17 protein-coding genes and 1 pseudogene are annotated in these 20,585 nt (G+C 48.3%); 13 read left to right on the top strand and 5 right to left on the bottom strand.

Annotated elements, in window-relative coordinates; translation table 11 throughout:
- Positions 1-16: 16 nt before the first annotated feature.
- The 4 genes from cas6 to AC27N8_RS35950 are packed head-to-tail and all read left to right on the top strand — an operon-like array spanning position 17 to position 3,996.
- A complete protein-coding gene (gene cas6, locus AC27N8_RS35965; RefSeq protein WP_487074682.1) occupies positions 17-814 on the top strand; it encodes a CRISPR system precrRNA processing endoribonuclease RAMP protein Cas6 in 798 nt (265 codons plus the stop codon).
- Positions 799-2,454 (top strand): hypothetical protein, encoded by a 1,656-nt coding sequence (locus tag AC27N8_RS35960; RefSeq protein WP_487074680.1) that lies wholly within the window; start codon positions 799-801, stop codon positions 2,452-2,454. Before cas6 ends, AC27N8_RS35960 begins: the two co-directional genes overlap by 16 nt.
- Positions 2,447-3,418: a hypothetical protein gene (locus tag AC27N8_RS35955; RefSeq protein ID WP_487074678.1), complete on the top strand. Its 972-nt coding sequence runs from the start codon at positions 2,447-2,449 to the stop codon at positions 3,416-3,418. Before AC27N8_RS35960 ends, AC27N8_RS35955 begins: the two co-directional genes overlap by 8 nt.
- An 8-nt stretch (positions 3,419-3,426) precedes the next feature.
- Positions 3,427-3,996, top strand: coding sequence for a hypothetical protein (locus tag AC27N8_RS35950; RefSeq protein ID WP_487074676.1), 570 nt, complete (start codon positions 3,427-3,429; stop codon positions 3,994-3,996).
- A gap of 15 nt (positions 3,997-4,011) precedes the next feature.
- On the opposite strand, the gene AC27N8_RS35945 is transcribed toward AC27N8_RS35950, so the two are convergent.
- The 4 genes from AC27N8_RS35945 to AC27N8_RS35930 all read right to left on the bottom strand — a co-directional run bounded on the left by AC27N8_RS35945 (position 4,012) and on the right by AC27N8_RS35930 (position 7,545).
- Positions 4,012-5,165 (bottom strand): IS3 family transposase gene (locus AC27N8_RS35945; RefSeq protein ID WP_487074834.1). Its coding sequence is split into 2 segments (ribosomal slippage): positions 4,012-4,911 and positions 4,914-5,165, totalling 1,152 coding nucleotides; the frame shifts between segments, so codons are not numbered across the junction.
- A gap of 62 nt (positions 5,166-5,227) precedes the next feature.
- A complete protein-coding gene (locus tag AC27N8_RS35940; protein ID WP_487074674.1) occupies positions 5,228-5,368 on the bottom strand; it encodes a hypothetical protein in 141 nt (46 codons plus the stop codon).
- Positions 5,369-5,828: 460 nt separating this feature from the next.
- Entirely contained in the window at positions 5,829-6,041 is a 213-nt protein-coding gene (locus tag AC27N8_RS35935; RefSeq protein WP_487074672.1) for a hypothetical protein, read from the bottom strand.
- Positions 6,042-6,621: 580 nt separating this feature from the next.
- On the bottom strand, positions 6,622-7,545 hold the full coding sequence (locus AC27N8_RS35930) for a carotenoid biosynthesis protein (protein ID WP_487074670.1): 924 nt from the start codon (positions 7,543-7,545) through the stop codon (positions 6,622-6,624).
- 429 nt (positions 7,546-7,974) lie between these two features.
- Here AC27N8_RS35930 and AC27N8_RS35925 point away from each other — a divergent pair, with 429 nt between their 5' ends.
- Positions 7,975-8,784 (top strand): hypothetical protein, encoded by an 810-nt coding sequence (locus tag AC27N8_RS35925; RefSeq protein ID WP_487074668.1) that lies wholly within the window; start codon positions 7,975-7,977, stop codon positions 8,782-8,784.
- 29 nt (positions 8,785-8,813) lie between these two features.
- Here the strand turns inward: AC27N8_RS35925 and AC27N8_RS35920 are convergent, their stop codons facing one another.
- Positions 8,814-9,290 carry a hypothetical protein gene (locus tag AC27N8_RS35920; protein WP_487074666.1) on the bottom strand — a complete coding sequence of 159 codons (477 nt, stop codon included), beginning with the start codon at positions 9,288-9,290 and terminating at the stop codon, positions 8,814-8,816.
- Positions 9,291-9,653: 363 nt separating this feature from the next.
- On the opposite strand from AC27N8_RS35920, the gene AC27N8_RS35915 reads away from it, so the two are divergent.
- The 8 genes and pseudogenes from AC27N8_RS35915 (at position 9,654) to AC27N8_RS35880 (ending at position 20,445) form a co-directional block, all read left to right on the top strand.
- Positions 9,654-10,772 (top strand): hypothetical protein, encoded by a 1,119-nt coding sequence (locus AC27N8_RS35915; RefSeq protein WP_487074664.1) that lies wholly within the window; start codon positions 9,654-9,656, stop codon positions 10,770-10,772.
- Positions 10,769-12,196: a hypothetical protein gene (locus AC27N8_RS35910; RefSeq protein ID WP_487074662.1), complete on the top strand. Its 1,428-nt coding sequence runs from the start codon at positions 10,769-10,771 to the stop codon at positions 12,194-12,196. Before AC27N8_RS35915 ends, AC27N8_RS35910 begins: the two co-directional genes overlap by 4 nt.
- 1 nt (position 12,197) lies before the next feature.
- Positions 12,198-13,544, top strand: coding sequence for an AAA family ATPase (locus AC27N8_RS35905; protein WP_487074660.1), 1,347 nt, complete (start codon positions 12,198-12,200; stop codon positions 13,542-13,544).
- Between the two features lie 327 nt (positions 13,545-13,871).
- Complete coding sequence (locus AC27N8_RS35900; protein ID WP_487074658.1) at positions 13,872-15,392, top strand: DUF3375 family protein; 1,521 nt, start codon at positions 13,872-13,874, stop codon at positions 15,390-15,392.
- Positions 15,389-16,012, top strand: a complete 624-nt coding sequence (locus AC27N8_RS35895; protein WP_487074656.1) for a DUF4194 domain-containing protein — start codon at positions 15,389-15,391, stop codon at positions 16,010-16,012. Before AC27N8_RS35900 ends, AC27N8_RS35895 begins: the two co-directional genes overlap by 4 nt.
- Positions 15,969-16,190, top strand: a pseudogene (locus AC27N8_RS35890) (ATP-binding protein); the annotation flags it as partial. The gene AC27N8_RS35895 and the pseudogene AC27N8_RS35890, both read left to right, overlap by 44 nt.
- Positions 16,191-16,412: 222 nt before the next feature.
- A complete protein-coding gene (locus AC27N8_RS35885) occupies positions 16,413-19,349 on the top strand; it encodes an ATP-binding protein (RefSeq protein WP_487074832.1) in 2,937 nt (978 codons plus the stop codon).
- Positions 19,303-20,445, top strand: a complete 1,143-nt coding sequence (locus tag AC27N8_RS35880) for a Wadjet anti-phage system protein JetD domain-containing protein (protein ID WP_487074654.1) — start codon at positions 19,303-19,305, stop codon at positions 20,443-20,445. Before AC27N8_RS35885 ends, AC27N8_RS35880 begins: the two co-directional genes overlap by 47 nt.
- Positions 20,446-20,585: the final 140 nt, after the last annotated feature.

Raw genomic sequence — 20,585 nt, 5'->3', positions numbered from 1 at the left:
GATGAAAGGAAAAATAATGGCATTTGTCGCTCTCCTCTTCACCCTGCAAGACGTGGACACACCTCTTCCAACGCACAACACACAACCCGCTGACTCACCCGTCTTGCTTGCCCAACAGGAGCACGGACTCCAGCATCTCCACACGCTCTGTGGCAATCCAGCGCTCTATCGGCTCTCGTTCCTCTCCGATGAGCACTCACGGCCTGCTCTACGCATTACCATGCTCTCCCAGATGACCCTCTTCTCGCTTCCATCCCTCCTGGATGCGCTCATGACACTCCCCTGCCTTCAGATTGGCGATCGCCGGTATCGGGTTGAAGAGGCTCTCCTTTCACACTCCCCATGGACAGGGCTCTCCGATTGGACCGATTTCCTGGCCCCTCCCTATGGTCACACTATTACCTTTCACTTCGGCACTCCACTCGTCCTCCAGCCAACAGCAACAGCAGGATATTTCTTTCCCGTTCCCGGCCACCTCTTTCCCACTCTCGCACAATGCTGGCACGATCTGGGGGGACCACCCTTGCCCATCTCCTCTCATGAGATCGCTTCTCGACTGGACGATGGAAGCATTGTCCTCACGGATTATCGCTTGTCAGGCTGCCAGATACTCCTTGATGGACAGAGCCATCTCGGCTTTCTTGGCTCGCTCTCCTATCAGTGTCATCACTCGCTCGAAACCGTACGCATCATGCTTACCGCTCTCTCACGCTTCGCTTTCTTTGCTGGCACTGGCATCGAAACCGCACGTGGCATGGGGACAACACGTGTCACCATTGCCCAGGGAAAGGAACAGCTATGCAGTGGTCTGTGATAAAAACAGGAGCTGAACACTTCGATCTCCTCCACGCCTACGGGTTGGGCATTCTGCTCGCCCATGCCTCTGGCCAAACGATTGAGGTGAGGAACAGCGGCGCGACCGTGACCTTAATCATCGAGGAGACCATGCCCCCTTCCGGGCCGCTGACCCTCCTCGATGAGGTTCTCTTGCTCCCCACCCACCAGGCCATCGCCACAGCTAGGCTCACAGAGACGTCTCTTCCTCTTGCGACTCTTGACGGTCTGCTCACGCTTCTCTTCAGCACCCCTGGCGGACGTATCCTCTCCGTCGCCGATCTGATCACAAAAGCCCGCCATGATCAGGAGTGCATCGCGCACGCTCTCGCCAAAGTACAACGTGCCCTCTCCCGCTGGAAGACGATCTGCGCGCACGAAGCATTCTGTGGAGCGGCGAGTTGGCTCGAACGCGTCCTCCAAGACTACCAGCCAGACGCTCCAACCATCCCCATTCCTACTGCGGCCCACAGCACACGAGATCTCTCCTTAGTGATGATGCTTGATCCATCCTTCACCTACTCAAACCATCGGTCCAGAAGCGATGGGCTCATGTCCCACAACACACAGATTACCCTGCACGGCACACGCTTTGCCATCGTGCTCGCCGCCATCGGAGCCGCACGCTTCTTACGGGCTCACCGCGTGCGCAATGGTCTCATCAATTGTCTCGTGCCCAATGCCGCTTCGGTCCTGCTCACGCCTCACGCATCCTTCCCATTGCTTCCCCCAACAGATCTTGATGCCTCCCAGGCTCTGCTTGTCCAGTGGCTTGCCGCTGCACGTCACAGACGTCATGGCGTCTCTGCTCAGTGGACAGGACTCTCCTATCACACCATCCAAACCCAAGGCATGAAAGCTCCCATCTCCCGGATACACGGCTCTCTCGATCTCACCTGGCTCGCCTCTCTCTCTCCCAAGCAGCGAGAACCTCTGCTTTCCTTCTGGCACCAGCAACTTTCTCTCCCGCCAGAGCAGCATCTCTATGAGATCGAGGCCCTCTCGCTCGCACTCGGGGCCCGATCACACAGCTCCTGGCTCGACCATCTGCTTGATATCGCGCGCTGTCTCCATACCAAACCTGATGCTATTCGTTCGTACCACCTAGAAGAAGTAAAAGAGGTCATCACCTATATGCAGACATCTCTCCCATCACTCCTCAAAAATGTGCTGGCACAAAAAACCGGGACGCTTCGCTTCGGACACGCCTTACGTCTCCTTGGCGACGCCAATCCGGCTGCGTTGCGTGATCTGGTGGACTTCTTAGAAACGGTTACCACCCTTGATCAGTTGCTGCATGCCCTCTCTCTCATCGCTCAACACTGCCAGATGGCTGCCGCTACAACCAGGTTTATGCTCGTACCCACCGATGACGATCTTGCCGCTTTACTCACTGATGTGGATCTCGCAAACCCCCACACCATTGCGCGCTTCCTCATTGTTCTCTCTGCCTTACGCTATCCTCGCCTCAGTGAGGAGGAACTCGATATCGGGCGACTCTCTCGCCTCATTTCCCTTCTCCTCACAACGCGCCACACTCTCAGTGACGAAGACACCTTCCGTGATCCAACCCTCACATCTCTGCACACCGACAGAAAGGACACACACCATCATGCATGAGTCTTCCCTTTCGTTGCTCTATGAACTCTCTCTCAATATTCGCGTCTCCTGGCACGCTCAGAGCCTGAGCAATGCCGGCAACAACGGCTCCAATCGCCTCCTTCCTCGCCGCCAACTCTTAGCAGATGGCACGGAAACAGACGCGTGCAGCGGCAATATCGCCAAACATTTTCACGCCGTGCTCCTGGCCGAATATCTCGAAGCCGCCGGATGCCCTCTCTGCCCTGCCTGCAAAGCCCGGGATGGACGCAGAGCTGCCGCTCTTCTCGACCACACCAACGGCACACCACTCACTATCGAGCAGATCGTGCGCAACTGTGCCCTCTGTGATGCCCATGGCTTTCTCGTCACCGGCAAAAAGGCGGCCAGTGATGGCACCACCACCGCTCGCCAACGTCTCAGCAAACATTCACTCCTCGAGTTCTCCTTTGCACTCGCACTGCCAGACCACCACGCCGAAACCATGCAACTTATGACCCGCATCGGGGACTCAAAAGAAGATGGCCAGATGCTCATGAGAATGACTGCCCGTTCAGGAGCATATGCCCTCTGCATCCGCTATAAATGTGCTGGCATTGGCCTGGATACCGACAAATGGACCCCCATCATTGATGATGAACAGGAACGTGGCCGCAGACACCGCGCCATCCTCACCGCCCTGCGCGATTGTGTCCTCAGTCCACAGGGCGCTCTCACTGCCACCATGCTCCCCCACCTCACTGGTCTGCGCGGTGCCATCGTCCTCTGTCCATACGCAGGCCGCGCTCCCATTTACTCCGCCCTTCAAGATGATTTCATCACCCGACTCTGTGCCCTTCACAGCGAGACCTCTCTGGTGCTTCCCTTCGAAACCATCGATGCTTTCCATCTCCACATGCACGATCTTATCGAACACACCTCCCCCGCTCTCCCCAGGGCCTGTCACCTTCCCAACTCCCAGGCACACCAACAGGAAAGGAGCTAACCACCATCATGGACACATCTCCCCTCATCTGGCTACGGGCTGACTACCATCTCCCTGCACTCTACTCGTGCCGCGTTCCCATGACCAGTACCACCAGTGCCAGGGCCTTGCCCGCACCAGGCCCTGCAACCGTTCGCCTCGCACTCATCCGCACTGCTATCGAACTCTTTGGCATCCCCTACACAGCCTCCATCCTCTTTCCTCTTATCTGTTCCCTCCCTCTTGCTCTTCGTCCACCTGAGCGTGTCGCTCTCACCCCCCAGATCCTGCGTGTCTATAAGGTTGACACACACACACAGCACAGCATCGAAGCTCCTGGCTCTCGCGACATGGCTCACGCCGAAGGACCCCTCTCTCTCTACCTCCAGGTCCCACTCTCCCTGCGCGATACCTTTCGTCAGGTCCTGCAGATGATTGGCTCCTGGGGACAGGCCAGTTCCCTCGCCTGGTGCATCAGCATCCACGACCACCAACCCCCTTCCCACAACGAATGTGCCATCCCCTTGCGCCTTTTCTCTCCCCATCTTCCTCTCCAGCCCTTCTTTTCCACCCTGCTTGGAAGTGACCCGCAAAGATAGAGAGACAAAAGATGGTTAGCTCATCGGTTGATCGTTTGCCTGCTCAAACGAGATCGGACTGACATAGGCTAACGTAGAATGAAGCCGAATTGAGTTGTAAAAACATTCTAAGTACTCAAAAACCGCTTGACGTGCTTGTCGCCGTGTTTGAAAAGAGGATCGGTAGATACACTCTTTCTTCAGTGTTGCAAAGAAAGACTCCATCGCAGCGTTATCCCATGCGTTCCCGGTCCGACTCATACTCACCTGAATTCCTTCCCCGGCCAAACACGCTTGATAGCCCAGGCTGGTATATTCGCTGCCCCGATCTGAATGATGTAACAGTGGAAAACAGTCACTTTCAGGCTGCCGCCGAGCTAAGGCCATGCGGAGTGCCATCGTCACCAGCGCCTCGTCCTCAGTAGCGGCCATCGCCCAGCCCACAACCCGACGTGCGAACAGATCAAGGACGACCGCGAGATAGAGCCATCCTTCCTGTGTCGAGATCATGGTGCAATCGGTGACCCACTTCGTATTGGGTGCCGATGCATTGAAATCACGATCCAACAGATTGGGTGCAAAGCGGGCCGTTGGATCGCTCGCGGTGCCCATGGGACGACGAGACCGCTTAGGCAAGGCTGAAAGACCCAACGATTGCATCAAGCGCACCACCCGTTTGCGTCCACAATGAATCCCCTGTGTGGCGAGCAGCGCATGAATACGTGGGCTCCCATAGACCTGGCGATGCTCGAGAAAGAGTTGTTGAATCAAGGCGGAAAGTTTGGCATCTTCTCGCTCGTGCGTGCTGGCCGGACGGGTTTCCCAGGCATAATAGCCACTTTCTGAGACGTCCAATGTTCGACATAACACGCGAATAGAGTAGTCCTGACGGTGATCCGCAATAAACTGATACGTCAGATCTGGTGTCGTGAGAAGATGCCGATAGCTTTTTTTAAGATGTCACGCTCCTGTCGAAGGACATCAACTTCTCGCTTGAGTTGTCGATTCTCCTCTTCTAATGGAGGAAGATGCCCACTTCCAGGAAATGCTTGTTCTCCTCGTTCGATGAACTGTTTGCACCAATTGCTGAGCGTGCTGTCTGCAATACCCAGATCTCTGGCAATTTGCGCTTGCGATTTCTGGCTCGATTGCAAGAGCTGCACTGCTTCCAGCTTGAATTCTTTCGTAATGCCATGTTCTTGACCCTCCTCTTGGAGTCTTTCTCCAAGTTTACCATATCCATCCTAGCGGGTCAAGTCCAGGGATGATATTCAAAGGGGAAGGGAATATCGAAGCAGATTAATAACTGTTGCTTCTTCATCACGAAAAGGGTGAAACCTTCCTCATCGGGGATTGTGCTTATGGCTCGCCGATCGCGCAAGACATTTGTCATTGCGCTAGTCCACCGATCCTGTGGTGACGTCCCAACACAAAGACATCGACCAATGCATACATTTTGACGTCGCCCTTCCAGATCCAAGAAGAATGTCCCATATTTGTCTCGGGTAAACTCATGTCGAACATTCTCGACATCATCTTTGGTAAACGCTCGAATTTTAGTAGGGCTTACTTTTTTAGCTCTAAATGCCCTAAATTTTAGAATGTCCTCTTGTGTAAGAATATTCATTTTTATCCTTCTTTATTATGTGCAGTAAAAAAAGATCATGGATGCAAAAGATATATTCTGATCTTTTTGTTTGTTTCTCTTTCTAAAAGACGATAAAAGAGCCATCTTAACAGATTTTGTCTGTTAAGATGGCTCTTGGTCGGAAGAAATTAGCAGTTAAATTCGGAGTGTATCCATTTTAACTTTCCATTCTCCAGGGTCGAATAGAACTCCAACATTTGTTCTATTATTTTTTTTGTTCGTTTGGTAATAGATCGCGTTTGTACAGTTCGAACTGCACAGCTAAATATGTTTTCAACGCATCCAAGAACTGATAACGATCGTTATCAGTTTCGAAGTTATCTTCTGCTGCGCAAACCCTTATGTTATTAGCACACTCTTCTTCTTTTTTCTTTAAATCTTTTGTATCCAGTGTTGCAAGAATTTCCATAATATTCATTTCGCCGAGCCCTTTCTTATTTTGGAAGAGACAAAAAAACAGAAAGGACGGCAGCGGATGCCGGTGGGTGTGTTGCCCCTCCTTTCTGTCAAAAAATGTCTATCGTGTCTTCTGCGTTCCACATGCAGGGGAACTAGCCTGAGTCCGGTTGCAGGAATCTGCCAAAGGGGACTAACCTCCTAACCTTTTTATCGGTTATGGTCCGATTGCAGGAATCTGCTAGAGGGGACCAGACTCCCAACTCGGTGAGTTGTGAAAGACATGTTAAAGGGGTTGTAACATAGTGGTAGGGGTGAGGACAAGGCGAGAAAGACAGGGAAGCAAGAGGGGAGAAGGAGGTGAGGAGCGAGGAAACGATGTGAAATAAGAAAGATGCTTGTTGGTAAGCTAAGCTCAATCGTAGAGGCGTTGAGCATAGGATGTTAGATGGGTAGAGTGCATCTGGGGATGATCTGAGGGATGGGAATGAAGCGGCACTTTTTTTGATATTGTCTGGGAAGTCCTGGAACTAAGAGAGCCAAACGAAGAGAGCAATGGGTAAGAGGAGACCCCTACCCATTGCTCTCTTCGTTTGGCTCTCTTAGAAGGATTTGTTTTCCCTTGACATAGATCGAGTCAAGGCAGGTGACGTGTCCTCTTGCGGTTGTGGAGTGCGTGTCTTGGGAGATCGGTGGAGGAGGGTGAGGAGGGTGAGAGTAGCAATGAAGAGCATGGTGAAGATGCTGACGGTGGCTTTGGCTTCTGCGATGCTATGGGTGGACCAGACGACGCCGACGGCATCAGTGATGGGGGTTGTGCTGTGGGTAACGAAATAGGGGAGCACAAAGGCGAGGCCAATGACTGCGTAGAGGACGATCGCTTGCAGATCAGAGGTGCGAGAGGGAGTATATTTCGATCTGTGGGGCGAAGAAGGACGAATGTGGAGCACGAGGGCGAATGTTTGGAAGACGAGATAGACGGTCAAGAACCAACCAACAAAGTTGGAGAGAGGGACGCCGAAGTAACCGCCGCCTTGCTGCCAGATCCAAAAGTGATTGATTGTTGAGAAGGTGGGATCGAAACAGAGATCCCAGGCGACCATAAGAAAAGCGGCGATGAACGGGACTGCTATGGTCGTCAACCATGGTCCTCTGGAGGTGACCTCATCCAAGAGAATAGTGGAAAGGACCCAGGCAAGGTAACCGGTAGAGAAATAGGCGGGTCCGATGAGGATGGGGACGAGAAAGAGTTTTGGACCGAGCGCCGCAGTGTAATAATAGTGGCCAAAGGGGAAGCCGGTCAGAATACTCACATTTTCAAGGATATTACTGATGACCAGGCAAAGCACGATGAAGGTGATGATGCCACTCCAGCGATAGCGTTGGGCGCCGTGGAGAAGTGCAAAGATCACGGCGACCAGGAGTACAGGGGCAATGGGAATGGAAAGAATGAAGAGTCCATTGGCAAGAGTGGCGGCGCTGTAGATAGCAATCAGTGTCCAGAGAAGAAGGTATGTGTGTTTCAATGTATTTCCTCGTAAGTTGCAAGTGACAACGGATAGCTGGTATCACTTGTATAATATCGACAACATTGGATGAAGGAGTCCACGAGCCTCTTTGCAAGTATACCATGACCTGCTCTTAGGGGAGGATATACTTGTTCTGGAGAAAAGAAGGTAAGAGGAGCTACATGTTTTCCTCTGGTGGCACCTTGATCTGAGTGTTCACACTGAATTTTTACCGTCAAGGATGGAAGCTGAACATTGAGCAAAAGATTGAACGGTGATAGTGAAGAATATGAGCGATATTATATGGTGGCGCTTTCATGCGTGATAAAGGAGTGGATAGACGAATGTTGTCAAAATCTCTCTTGTGCGTCCTTGACGGATTTTGAAAGCACGTTCATACTAGCTCTATAGACTATGTTTTGATATTGGAGAAATGGGGGTAGTGAGATGAATGAGTTCTTTGAGCGCTATATTGAGACAGTTTTGCTTCAGAATGAAGATTATGTGATTGATGCACGTAAAAGACATGATGAAGAGGATTTGTTTACGCTGTATGAAGCGCGAGCTGTTCGGCAGGTGATTCACGACCAGATGGAAATCATTGTGGCTGGAGATCAAATAGTTCATGAGATAGGACAGGCTTCCTTATCTCAAATTACATCATCTGAGAGAGGATCTGCTCTTCGGTTATCGCCTCTCTTTATTTCTTTTCACGAAGGTCCTCTTTCTATTGAGTGTAATGGGAGGCCGTTGCTTATTACAGGAATGACGTTTTATTGTCCTATAGAAAAGACGGTGTTATTGCAGGCGTTCTCGGCTCTACCCAAGAAATATCTTACATTGATCCAGCAATCACGTGCTGTTATTGAGCAGATGCAGCTTTCTCAAGGGTGGATCCTTTGCGCACTCAATGAAGAAGGGGAAGAGATTATTGATGCAATCTATCGTCCTGAGCATGGAATATGGGGATGGCATATAGAAGGGACACATATGTGCCCGTTTGAACGGTGTCGATATGCTACCTCTGGGATAGTTTTTCAGGTGTGTTCGGGGTGTATGCAGGTGTGTGCACAGTTGTCGACGTGTTTTCAAGTGATTTGCCAATATCTAGAAAGTAATGCTTCTCACGTCTTGGTCAATCATGCTCAAGAGATGCATACCTATCTCCATAATCCATCTGGACGTACGCATGATGAGTGCAATAAAACTCGTTCTGTCTCGACGTATCGATTAGCCATAGACACCCTGGTAGTATGATGGGTGGAATGGAGGAGAGTCAGAGGACTTTACACTGAAGGTGTGTGCTGCGGCCAAGATGCTTGGTTGGACAGGTGTGCTGCGGCTTCGAATTTGTTGGCATAGACACGATCGCCGCAAAAGATACGCTTGCGAGCAAATTCGATAGGCGTTTCGTGGATGAGTTGTTCACGGACGATTTTGTCCGTGATTGCAAGAGGATAATGGAACCAGGGTTCAGGCAAAGGAGTGGAATGATGAACCCAATTGGGACACTCAAGATGATACTTTTTGCTTAAATACTCAACGCTGGCTGCACAGAACGTGGCCCATTGTTGTAACTCTTGTGAAGGGTTCTCTGGGATATCAATCTCCTCCAAAAGGAGATCTTGACGAAGGAGAGGGAAAGAGGCAAAGAAATCGTTCATAAAATTGCCGAGGGCCACCCAGGGAGTGACGCCAAGACAGATATTTTTGTAGGCAGAGCGCATCGTATGCACTTCAGAATATACAATTTGCTGGTCCAATTCTATGTGTCCCCTTTGCTAAGAGAAAACTTCTTTATCAGTATATCATGAATGCCTTTGTATATGAGCGTCTATCTAAGAATTACCCTATGTATACATGCAGTGGCTTCTCCTGAAACCTTGAAGGTTCCCTCCGAGTCAGGTTCGTTACAATCTTACGAAGCTAGCAGAAATAAAACACTGCCGATATTTGGTGCTCTTGTATATTCTTTGCTCCAGGCTTGTGTGATGAGTGGGATAAACTTCCAATTTGAGAGAATAGATATATAGCGAACCTTCTTTATTAAAGAATGAGTTCTGTTGTGTCGACCGTAATAAAAAAGTGAGGAGCGCTCTTTAGAACAATGGATATAAAGGAACTGTATGATGACACAACATCAACACATCCTCCAATGGAGAGGACAGCTTCCTCTCCATGAGCCGGGTGCTCGTGGAATAGAACACTGGGCTCGCAATATCGCGTGTGAGCGTTTGGCGGCACTAACATTCTGTGGTATTTCACCTGCCACAGCTGTCACGCGTATCTATCATCAGCCATTGCTCGAAGGTCAATCCCCTTTTGCTATTCAAATCGGACGATATTTTGAACAGCACCTTTTCGAGCAGCAGGCGGCAAAATTACAGGAGCTTTATCTTCAAGCTGGCCGTCTCTCTTTACCTATACGAGTGCTTCATCTGGATGTGCTTATTCCAAGCAATCTCCCCAATGCCATGGCTCGCCGTCGGAATGTGACCAAAAATCTGCTGTTGCGGAAAATCCGAGGAGGAAGAGGATTGCCTCATCTGATTATTCATGCACGTCTGAGTCTCACGTTGCTGGGGAGACGGCATGATATTGAACCTGATTTTCTGGTGGCTTCTGACGATGATCTCTGCTACCGTCTTGGGGAGATCAAAAGCTTTTCTGATCGTGGAGCAAAGACAAAACCTGCTGACATTCGTGGAGCACTTCGACAAGTGGCTGTTAGTGTTGCTTGCCTTAGACAACTCCTTCAACACGCAGGTTTTCCTGTACCTGAAACCTATGCGCCTCCAGTTGCCGATCTGATTCTCAAGAAACCAGGATCACTATTGCCTACCTTGCATACCATGTCTATTGAGCAGGAATATCGCTCCATTGAAATGGCCGTACAGCAGGTACAGCCGCAATTTCAACGTATTTTGACCCTCCTTTCTACCTACGCACCTACTGCTTGCATTGAACAGCAGATGGTTCTCGATGCCATCCCGAACCATTTCCAATCCTCATGCAAAGAGTTTTGTGCTCTTGCTGACCAATGTAAAAAACAGGCACGGGATGCTTCCGATTTAATGCTTCTCGGTAATCATGCGCGTGAGATGTTGCTTCCTGCGCACACGATCACTCGAGCACTGGATCTACTGCAGGGCCATGTGCCTGCGAACATGACTGACGAAGAAACAGCTCTGGCTCAACTATTACAGGAAACGGAGACACTTTTGAAGCGAGGTATGCTTTCATGAGCGAGTGTATCGATATCGTCGCACGTCTGCAGGCGTATGCTGCCCAGCAGGCGATATTGGTTGCTTCCCACCGTCGTGTTTTCCTTCATCCCCATGCTCTGCTTTTTTGTCCACTTTCATTGGCCGGAGAAGATAGCACTGTCCATATGATTTCTTTGGGCCATATTAATGCGTCAGATTCTCAAATTTACTGGACACCAGATCCTCGTGTCAAACAAGAACAGTATCGTCTCTTTGAAGAGATTGCAGCCGTTCTCGAGGACTATATTCAGTCCTGTTTGACTAACCATACATTTCCCCAACTTTGGGTTTCCTCACAAGGTGCAGCAGACCTTGTTGATATCCTTGCTGATCGTTTGCGGTTTCAGTCTCGAAATCCCAACGTTCAGCGCCTGGGAGAACTCTTGACATATTTTGCTCAGCGGGCAGATGTTGCTGGACAACAGGCGCTCATGATTGCCCCACAGGCATTATGTACACTGTGGAGGACCGGGCAATCTGAAATGGAGGATGCTCATCTTGCTGCTGTACTAACTTGGATCGATCCACCCTTATCCACACCATTTTGGGACGCGCTTGCACAGGCGGAGCAGATTCCATCAGGAAATAAAACCCATCCGGCCTTTGATCGCCGTATTCTGGCTCCTCTGCTTACCAGTTATACGCGTCTTCGCAGGGCGCAGGCACCTTCACATCTCTGTCAGCAGGGCGCGCTGCGCATTTATAGCGCGCTTGCACCAATATGCCTTGAGCTAGATGCTTTCGTTCGAAAAGCGTATCACCATGTGCAGTCCGCACCGGTGTCTCCTTTACCCAGCCTTTCACGTCTGGAAAAACGAGAGTGGGAAGAATTTCGTGCATTTATGACACGCCTCTCAAAAGGGATGCGGTTTCCCATCCAGGATTCGTTTCAGGGAGCGATGTATGGTCTTGTGCTCCGAGAAGATGCGGTCGATCTCATGGAGGCTGTCCTCTTTGCTGAGGATCGTGTTGAACGAATTCGTGGATATCTCTCGGGGCATGTTTTGGTGGGAGAGGTCACGGGGATGACTCGTATTATCTGTCGTCATACTGCCCCTCAGATTTTACTACACGTGTGTTGCCGTCAGGCTTTTGTTCGCGTGAAATTGCAGGATGAGTGGTTTTGGTTAGGGGATTTGCGACTCAGGGTCGAAGTGGTGGAAATGCATCAGGGACAGCACAACGAGAGTTACCTCACTGTGGCACTGCGTGAGGGGAGAACTGTCATATCACTTCCCTGTATTGGCAGCTCTATGGAATTTGTCCAGCACAAACCAGATTGGCAAAAATTAGCACGAGAACGACGCCGGCTTGCTTTACGCTTACCCCTTTCCCCATGGATGCCATCTGGATCTTCCCGGATTGTGAGTCCATCCACACTCTCCAGAGAAACAGGTGTTTAAAATGATGAAAAAAGTGATTCCGCTTGTAACGCCAGCGCAAATGAATGGTTCATTCGTTTCAATGGTGAAACAGCACTTTGTCTCCGAACGAGCGCTTCTTATTCAATCTCCTCCTGGTGCTGGAAAAACGACCCTGGTGCAAGAGGTTGCTGCATTAGAGCAACGGCAAGCAGGACGTGTGATGATTACAACACAAACAAATGAACAGGCCTATGATCTGGCTCGCCGTCTTGCGACTGGATCTTCTCAGAATCACATATTTCTCCTGCTACGTTCGCGGTGCCCATTCCCTTCACACTTGTTTTCGTTGCTGAATATCATTCCTATCAGCGACCCGTTGCAAATTTCGCCCAATCCCTGTATCGTCATTGCCAATGCTGCTCGTTGGTGTTGGGTTGATCCTCATGTATGTGGGCCATTTAGCCTCCAAATTATTGATGAAGCCTATCAATTAGCCGAGTATCGTTTTCAGACCATTGCTGATTTTGCGCATCACCTGCTTCTTGTTGGTGATCCTGGGCAAATTGCGCCGATTATTCGAGGGTCGATTCAGCGCTGGAAAGATAATCTCGCCGGCCCTCATGTCCCATGTCCCCAGGCACTCGTTGCTCGTTATCCTTCATTGAAGACCCTGACGCTTCCAACGAGTAGGCGACTTGTTCCTGATACGGTTTCATTTCTCCAACCAACCCTGTATCCAACATTGCCATTCACCTCGGCATTGCAATCTGGTGCCCGGCAATTTCAGACCTGTTCTTCGGGGAAGGGAACCTGTTTTGATAAAGTGATAGACCAGGCAGAGCAAGGGGCGAGCTTGTTGCTCTGCGAACTTTCACCACTTCTCATCGGTGAGCACGATGAGCAATTAATTCAAGCAGTCATCACGTTAGTGTCTACATTGTACATGCGCTCTGTGCTTCTCTTTGAGGAAGATGGAACGGCCTTTCCATTGGAGGATGATATGATTGGTATTGTGTGTACCCATCGTTCCCAGGTGGGGGCGTTGCGCAAAGGCCTGGTCGCTCATCCATCCATATTGATTGAGACGGCAGATTGCTTTCAAGGGTTGGAACGTTCACTCATTATTGCTCTCCATCCTCTCTCTGGCCGCCTAGAAATTGATGGTTTTCATACCGATATTGGTCGTTTATGTGTGATGCTTTCTCGTCATCGTTTTGCCTGTTTTCTGGTTGCTCGTGGAGGAATTGAAGATCATTTGTTACGTAATCCCCCATGCGGGGATCGGATTCTTGGTATGGAAGAAGATAGCGATTCGAGGGCATGGAATAGCCATCTTTCTTTGTTTACACACCTTCGTCGTTGCCAACGGATATTTCCAGTACTCTAAATTCATCCTCCTTCAATGGCCAGTATATAGTGGGGGCCTTCTGTCTCTTCCTTGTCTTTTTTTCGCCTGTCGTATCTCTTCTATATCGATTGTTGACGTTTTATATGACCTTTATATGTAGTATAGCGTACTGAAAACGAGGAAGAGCTGATGGTGTTTTTACTATTGAATAATGAGGCCAGTTGCTAACGTAAAATGTCATGAACTCGCATGATACTTGTGGCAGGTACTGTGAATAGCAACTGGCCTCATTATTCAATAGTAAAAACAGGATGGCATACTTTTTGTTGATGGATACAAAGAAACACCCCGTCTTTGGAGGGATGAATGATAAATTATGATCAACTTGTTTACGAGTTTGGGTCAGCTTCGAGTATGAAGCTCATAAAAGCTGATAATGCGCCGCTTATTATTCATTTTCTCTTATCGATTTTTAAGCATCCGTCTCGCGTCTCAGTTCCGGTGGATGAGTTTCTTGATCGGTTGGATGAATATGTGCTCTTACGTCACCGAGATGAACCAACGCAAACGTTTCGGCGAGCACGAGAGTATCTTACTCTCTGGGATAATGACGAGCATCGCATCATCCGGGTCCTTCTTGTTCCTCCCAATGATCAAAGCGTTGTTGAATTGACCGCTGGTACAATTCAGGTGCTCAATTGGATGGAGACGTTAACAGCTCCAACATTTATTGGAACTGGATCACGACTTTTAAGTATTGTGCAATGGTTAGAAGAAATTGTGCATGAAGTTTTTGAAGATGTACCGACGCGTTTAGCTCGGCTTGAGCGGGAACGCGATACCCTTCAGGAGCAGATTGATCAGATTCGGCAGACTGGAAAAATAGAGATGCAATTGACGCAGACGCAATTGCGTGAACGTTTTCGCAACACCTGTGAGACGACACGAACGTTGCTCGGCGATTTTTTGCTTGTTGAGAAACAGTTTCACACGCTTGCGCATACAATTTCACAGAAGTATATCCTTTCAGAAACACCTAAGGGGGATCTGGTTATGCAGGTGTTGGATGGAAACGATGCATTAAAGGAGACCGATGAAGGGAAAAGCTTTTATGCATTTTGGTCTTTTCTCACATCACCCGCACAGATGGATACATTGCGCACTCTACTCCAACAGGTGCTGTCTGTTGAGCAGCTGATACCCAGTCAGGCTGATCGCGAGCTTCTCTCTACCCTGCCTCTGTCCCTGGTAACACATGGTGAAAAAATTATCCTCTCGATTAATTGCCTGGCCGATCAATTATTACATATTCTCAATGATCAAGCAATCAAAGAGAATATTCGCCTGGGAACAATTTTGAGTCAATTACAACAGGCGATGTACCATCTCAACGACCCTGAAAAAACGTTTGCGCTGACCGAAACATGCGTGTCTCTTCCCGGCTCGCTTGTTATCAATGTAGGAATTCCTGAAAGTGTGCAACCATGGCAGCCAGTAGACGAGGTCACTGCTTTTCGGCAACTCCCGAACCAAGGTGAGCCGATGACCATTTCAGAAGAAGAAATACATCAAATTTTTTCCGAACAACTTTTCCTTGATGAAGAACTTTTGTTGGAACGCATTGACTCAATGTTAGCATGTGCGCCATCCGTCACATTGGCAACGCTGTTTGCCCAGTTTCCACTCACACAAGGGTTGGCAGAAGTCTTCATGTATGGAAATATTGCTGATAAAGGGACGTTTCACATCGTAGATGATCGTCGACGTGAGCAGGCGGCCTTTCAATTTGCCTTTCCATGCGATACTATCGTGCGCCTGATTGATATGCCTCTCATTACATATCAGCGTCCCCAGGAAATAGAAACACAACAGGAGAACGACATATGAATATCGAGCCGTACGCGCCAGCAGCGCTGAAACTTCTCCACTCTTCACTTGAGAACACTGATGGAGGCACCTGGAGGCTGCTGCACCTATATCAAGAGGCCATTCGTGAGTATTTTGGATGCATTGGTATTCTACTCTGTGTATATGAAGATGATGGGTTTGCGTATCTGGATCAACCAAATTGTGAGGATGAATCTGGTTTGCTACTTCCTCTCCCCCGTCTCCAGAGGCATGATCAGCTCAATTGGTACGAAACGCTCTTGGGGGCACTACTTCGTTGTGAATTATTTCAACATGAGGTCCAAAAACTTGATGCTGGAAAGCTGATTATGACCAAGACTCAAGTACGAGATATGCTTCTTCTGTATCTGCCTTTACAAGAACAGCACAGCGCGAAAACTATTCGTCGTATCGATGCTGCTATTGCACGTTTGTGTAAACTGGGTTTTCTCTCTATGGTCAAAAATGAACCCATGCCGATGCAATATTATGAAGTGCGCCGTTTTCTCAAAGCTCGCTTCACTCCTGATTTTCTCGATACTCTTCTGCTTGAATGTCAGAAGAAAGGATTAATTGATGATGCCACAGAACTCGACGATGAACCAGCAGACGAGGAATAATCTGCCTGGCTTTCGCCTGGACAAAATTGAAGCCTCAAATTGGGGGACTATCCGCTCTGCTGTACAGATTGGTTTTCTTCAGGGGAAAAACGGGATGGGTGTGGGGGGGAATGGATCTGGCAAAACAACAGCGTCCGATCTGTTTGTGGCACTCTTTACTGCGCCATTGCGGCGGCACTATAACCGGGCGAAATCTCCTAAGGGGGAGCGGACCGATGAAAGCTACATGCGAGGAGCATGGAATAAAGCTCGTCATGAACGCTTGGGCACGTATCCAGTCCAATATTTGCGGGACAAAGATACCTATACGGTGATCCTTGCCTCTTTTTCAGATGTCACAACGTCGCAGACTGTTACGATCGCCCAGATCCTCTGGTTTCATAATGGAGAGATCAAGCGCTTGTATGCTGTTGCAACAAAACTGCTTTCCATTACAACCCATTTTATAATCCAGGGAACTATTGCCGATTTTCGCAAGTATCTAAGGCAACAGAACATTGAGATTTATAATGATTTTCCTCACTATATCCACAGAGTATCTTCTCTGTTGGGATTGCGATCATTAAAGGCATTTGATCTCTTTAATCATACTATGGGGACAAAAGATGTGGGGAGCCTCAACGATTTTATTCGTACTCACATGTTGGATGAGTGCAATAGTTTTCTGAAATTGGAGCACGTGCAGGAACAATTTAATGATCTCTCGTTGGTGCATGCAGAGATGAAGCAGGCCGAAATGCAGCTTGCCATCTTGGGCCCGCTCGTTGAACAGGCGAAGATACATACTCGTGATCATGTGCAGTACATCTTCTATAAACAATGCCTCTTGGCTCTCTCCTCAGTGATGAAACAACACCATTACGATTGCCTTATGGTGATTCTTAATCGAGATCGTCCTCGCTATAAAGAGGCAATGAATGAACTTGAACAGTTTGAAAAGCAGGAAAAAGCAGTACGCACAGAGCTTTCTCATCTCCTGGCGAGTCTGGCGGCAGACCCATATCAGCTTCAAGTGCAAAGCCGACAAACTGAATGTAATATGCTCCTTCCGATGTTAGAGCAAAAGAAACGTCAGGCCGAAGACTACAGCCAGCAGGCACAGTATTATGGTTTTTCGGGCTATCAAGATCGCGCAACCTTTGAGCACACGAAAAATGAGGCGACCTTGTGTTTGCAAAAAGTGCAGGCTACTCTGAAAGAGAATAAAGACGAACTGGTGCAAATATTATTTCAGGAACAAAATTTGAAGAAAGAGATCCATGAACAGAAGATAGAAATTGAATCATTAAAGATGCGTCAGAATCAGATTCCAAGTAAAGATATCGCACTACGGCAGAGCTTATGTGCGACATTGGGTCTTCCCCAGGATGAAATCCCCTTCTTTGGAGAGCTTTTGCGCATTGACCCATCGGAGCAGGACTGGGAACCAGTGATGGAACGATGTCTGCACACCCTGGGGCGCACCTTGATTATACCGGAGCACTATTACACGAAAGTCAATGCCTATGTTGAAAACACGATGCTTTTCATGGATTGCCTGTATCATCGTATGAGTTCTTCACCCTCTCATGTGCTCAAACCGCACATAGCGGCAAGTTATCTGTATCAGAAACTTGAAGTGAAGTTAGATACTCCCTTTACCGATTGGTTACAGGCGTGCTTACCTGTGCTCTGCGATTATGTTTGTTGCCAAACACTCGAACAATTCCAATGCGCATCGCGAGCTGTGACGAGGCAAGGGCAGATAAAATATAATGATAATGCTCATGAAAAAGACGAAACGGTGCCACTTGGTTATCGCAACGCCTATATTTTTGGGTGGAGGAATAATGAAAAAATTATGGTTCTTCAACGTGATCTCCAGGTGCGGGAGGACCTTTTGCAATCACTGGCCCTACGATTGGCAACACTCCAGCACACACTGGAGCAAGATGAAATAACACAAACAGCCCTTCATCATCTTATCGAGCAGCCTTTTGATTTCATTGATTGGAAGGTTGAACAACAACGTATTGACACCTTGGAGGCTGAGATTCGCGAAATACTGAGGCAGGAAACCACGCTTCAGGAAAAACAGGATGCCATTACCCGGTGTCAAGAGCAAGAAAGTAAGCTGCGTAAGCAGGTGAATGAGTCCACTCGGCGCTGTGATCGTATACGCGATGAAATCAGTACCAATGAGACGTTATCAAAGGCGCTTCAGCAAGAGGTTAACACATGGCCATATCCACGCGAGGAGCAGATCATATCTGATATCGAGCAGCAGTTAGCACAGGAATTTGTTTCGCTTGAGAATATCGCTGTGGTCGAGGAGCGACTGCGATCGTGGTATGATAGACGCTGTCTTTCTCTTGAGAAGGATATTGATACCTCAGTTGATAAGATTGAGGAGGCAATGCGTAAGCTAAAAGAGGTGAGCCCTGGTATTGTCCAGAACCTGGATAGTTCTATGGCGTCTCTGGAGGGATATGAGCAGGTATATACCACTATTTGTCGGGAGGGCCTTCCGCGATGCCGAGACCGTTTTGAAAAAATGCTCAGAGAGCAAGTTGCTGGGAGTATGGGATTATTTTTTGAAATTTTAAAACAGCAAGAAAAGACTATTCGTGAGGAAATACACATACTGAATTCATTGTTACGAAAAGTGGCATATACAGAAACAAGTTATATTCAATTAGGTTTGGATGATACCACAGATAGTGACATTCGGTCTTTTCAAACGGCGCTGCGCTCCTGTTTTCCGGATATGTATCCTGAGGAAATGGATCAACGTTTAGAAAAAAGTTACTTTGCCATCCAATCACTGCTGGCATACCTCAATGAACATAGTACGTGGAAAGCAAAAGTGACCGATGTTCGCAACTGGTTTGATTTTTGGGGCATAGAATATGAGAATACTACTCATGACGTTCAAAAAATCCATGCTGACTCTTCAGGGATTTCCGGAGGGCAGAAAGCGAAAATAACCATTACGGTTCAGGTAGTCGCACTCGCTTATCAATATAACATCAGTAATGAGCAGCACCCCCATCGCTCCTTCCGTTTTATCCTGATTGATGAAGCGTTTGAAGGGTTCGATCCAGATAATATTCATTATGCGCTGACTCTCTTTCGCACGTTCGACCTTCAATTTCTTTTGATAACGCCGCTGGCGAACCTGCATATATTAGAACACTATCTGGAGGTCTGTTGGTGGTTCCGCTCTAATAATGAAGGGAATGATACCACAATTAGTTGTGTGTCGATTAAGAAAATAAAAGACGTCATTCAACAGAGCGACGGAGAAATTTATGATCACACCACAACAGATTTATCACAGGGCCAAGAGATGGTATGAAAAGTATTGCTCTTGTTGGGCAGCTGGAGAGCCCTATCAGCCGCTGATTATTCCTGTCGGGTCACTCCCTGATACCTATGCACTGTATGCACCAGCTCTCGAACAATTATGCAGTGGTGCCAGAGACCAACTGGGATTTGGGTACACTCTTGAGACAAAAGTAATAAAGAGACAGTACCTGGGAAGGCAAACGACGCCTGTTAGGATTGTATTTGAAACGCGTGATGAACTAATCGCCTATCTAAATGTACAAGAGGAGTTTACGCAGTTACACGAAGCGACAAAAACAATTTGTGAGACCATTCCTGAGTTAACTTCCTGGGTACTGTGCCACCCCAAAAAGGTGATCGCCAACGAAGCAGATTGGCCAACGTTGTTGCTTGTGTGCCAATTTTTTCTCACGAACCCTCTACCTGGTCTTCAGATGCGGGATATTCCGCTTCCCTGTTCGACGAAATTTATCGAGCGACATCGGAGTATTCTCCGATCATTGTTTGAGACCATTTTGCCTGCAAATGCTATTATCAGAACAGCGTCGTGCTTTGAACGGCGCTATGGATTGATAGTCGACGAACCAGACGTACACTGCCGCATTTTAGATCGTTGCTGGCAAGATCAAATTAACTGGCCGTTTGAACGCTTTTCGTTGCCGCTTTCTTCTTTGGTACACCTTCCAGTCAAGCCATGTCAAGTTGTGGTGGTAGAAAACAAGCGTTCGTTTTTATCTCTTCCTTTTTTGCCCAACACTATTGTCATTTGGGGTGAAGGCTACAAAGCAGGCTTGCTTCATCATCTTCCCTGGCTCTCTACCTGTGTGCTTTGGTATTGGGGGGACCTTGATGCACAAGGATTTGAAATCCTTTCCTCCTTTCGCTCTCACTTTTCCCATGTTCGCGCGCTTTGTATGGATACAGTAACATACAATGATTTTGCTGCCTTCTCAATTCCGGGCACAAAAACGACTTTCAAGACACTTCCTGGTTTGACGTTCGAAGAACAAGAGCTGTATGCCTTTTTGCAACATTATACCTTGCGACTTGAACAGGAACGCATTCAATCTGTACATGCATTATCACAAATGCATGAATCTCTTTGAGTGTGTTTGATATGAGCCGTATCCGAAAGAAGAGGTGAACTCAACACGAGTGTGAAGCACTTGATATGTGAATGTGATTAAACGTTATTTCATTCTTTTGAGGGAAACTGTCTCTCTCTGGGGATTTCATATGGAAATGT

The sequence above is a fragment of the Dictyobacter sp. Z7_2 genome, assembly GCF_057551105.1.
This window is presented reverse-complemented; position numbering and strand designations above follow the sequence as displayed.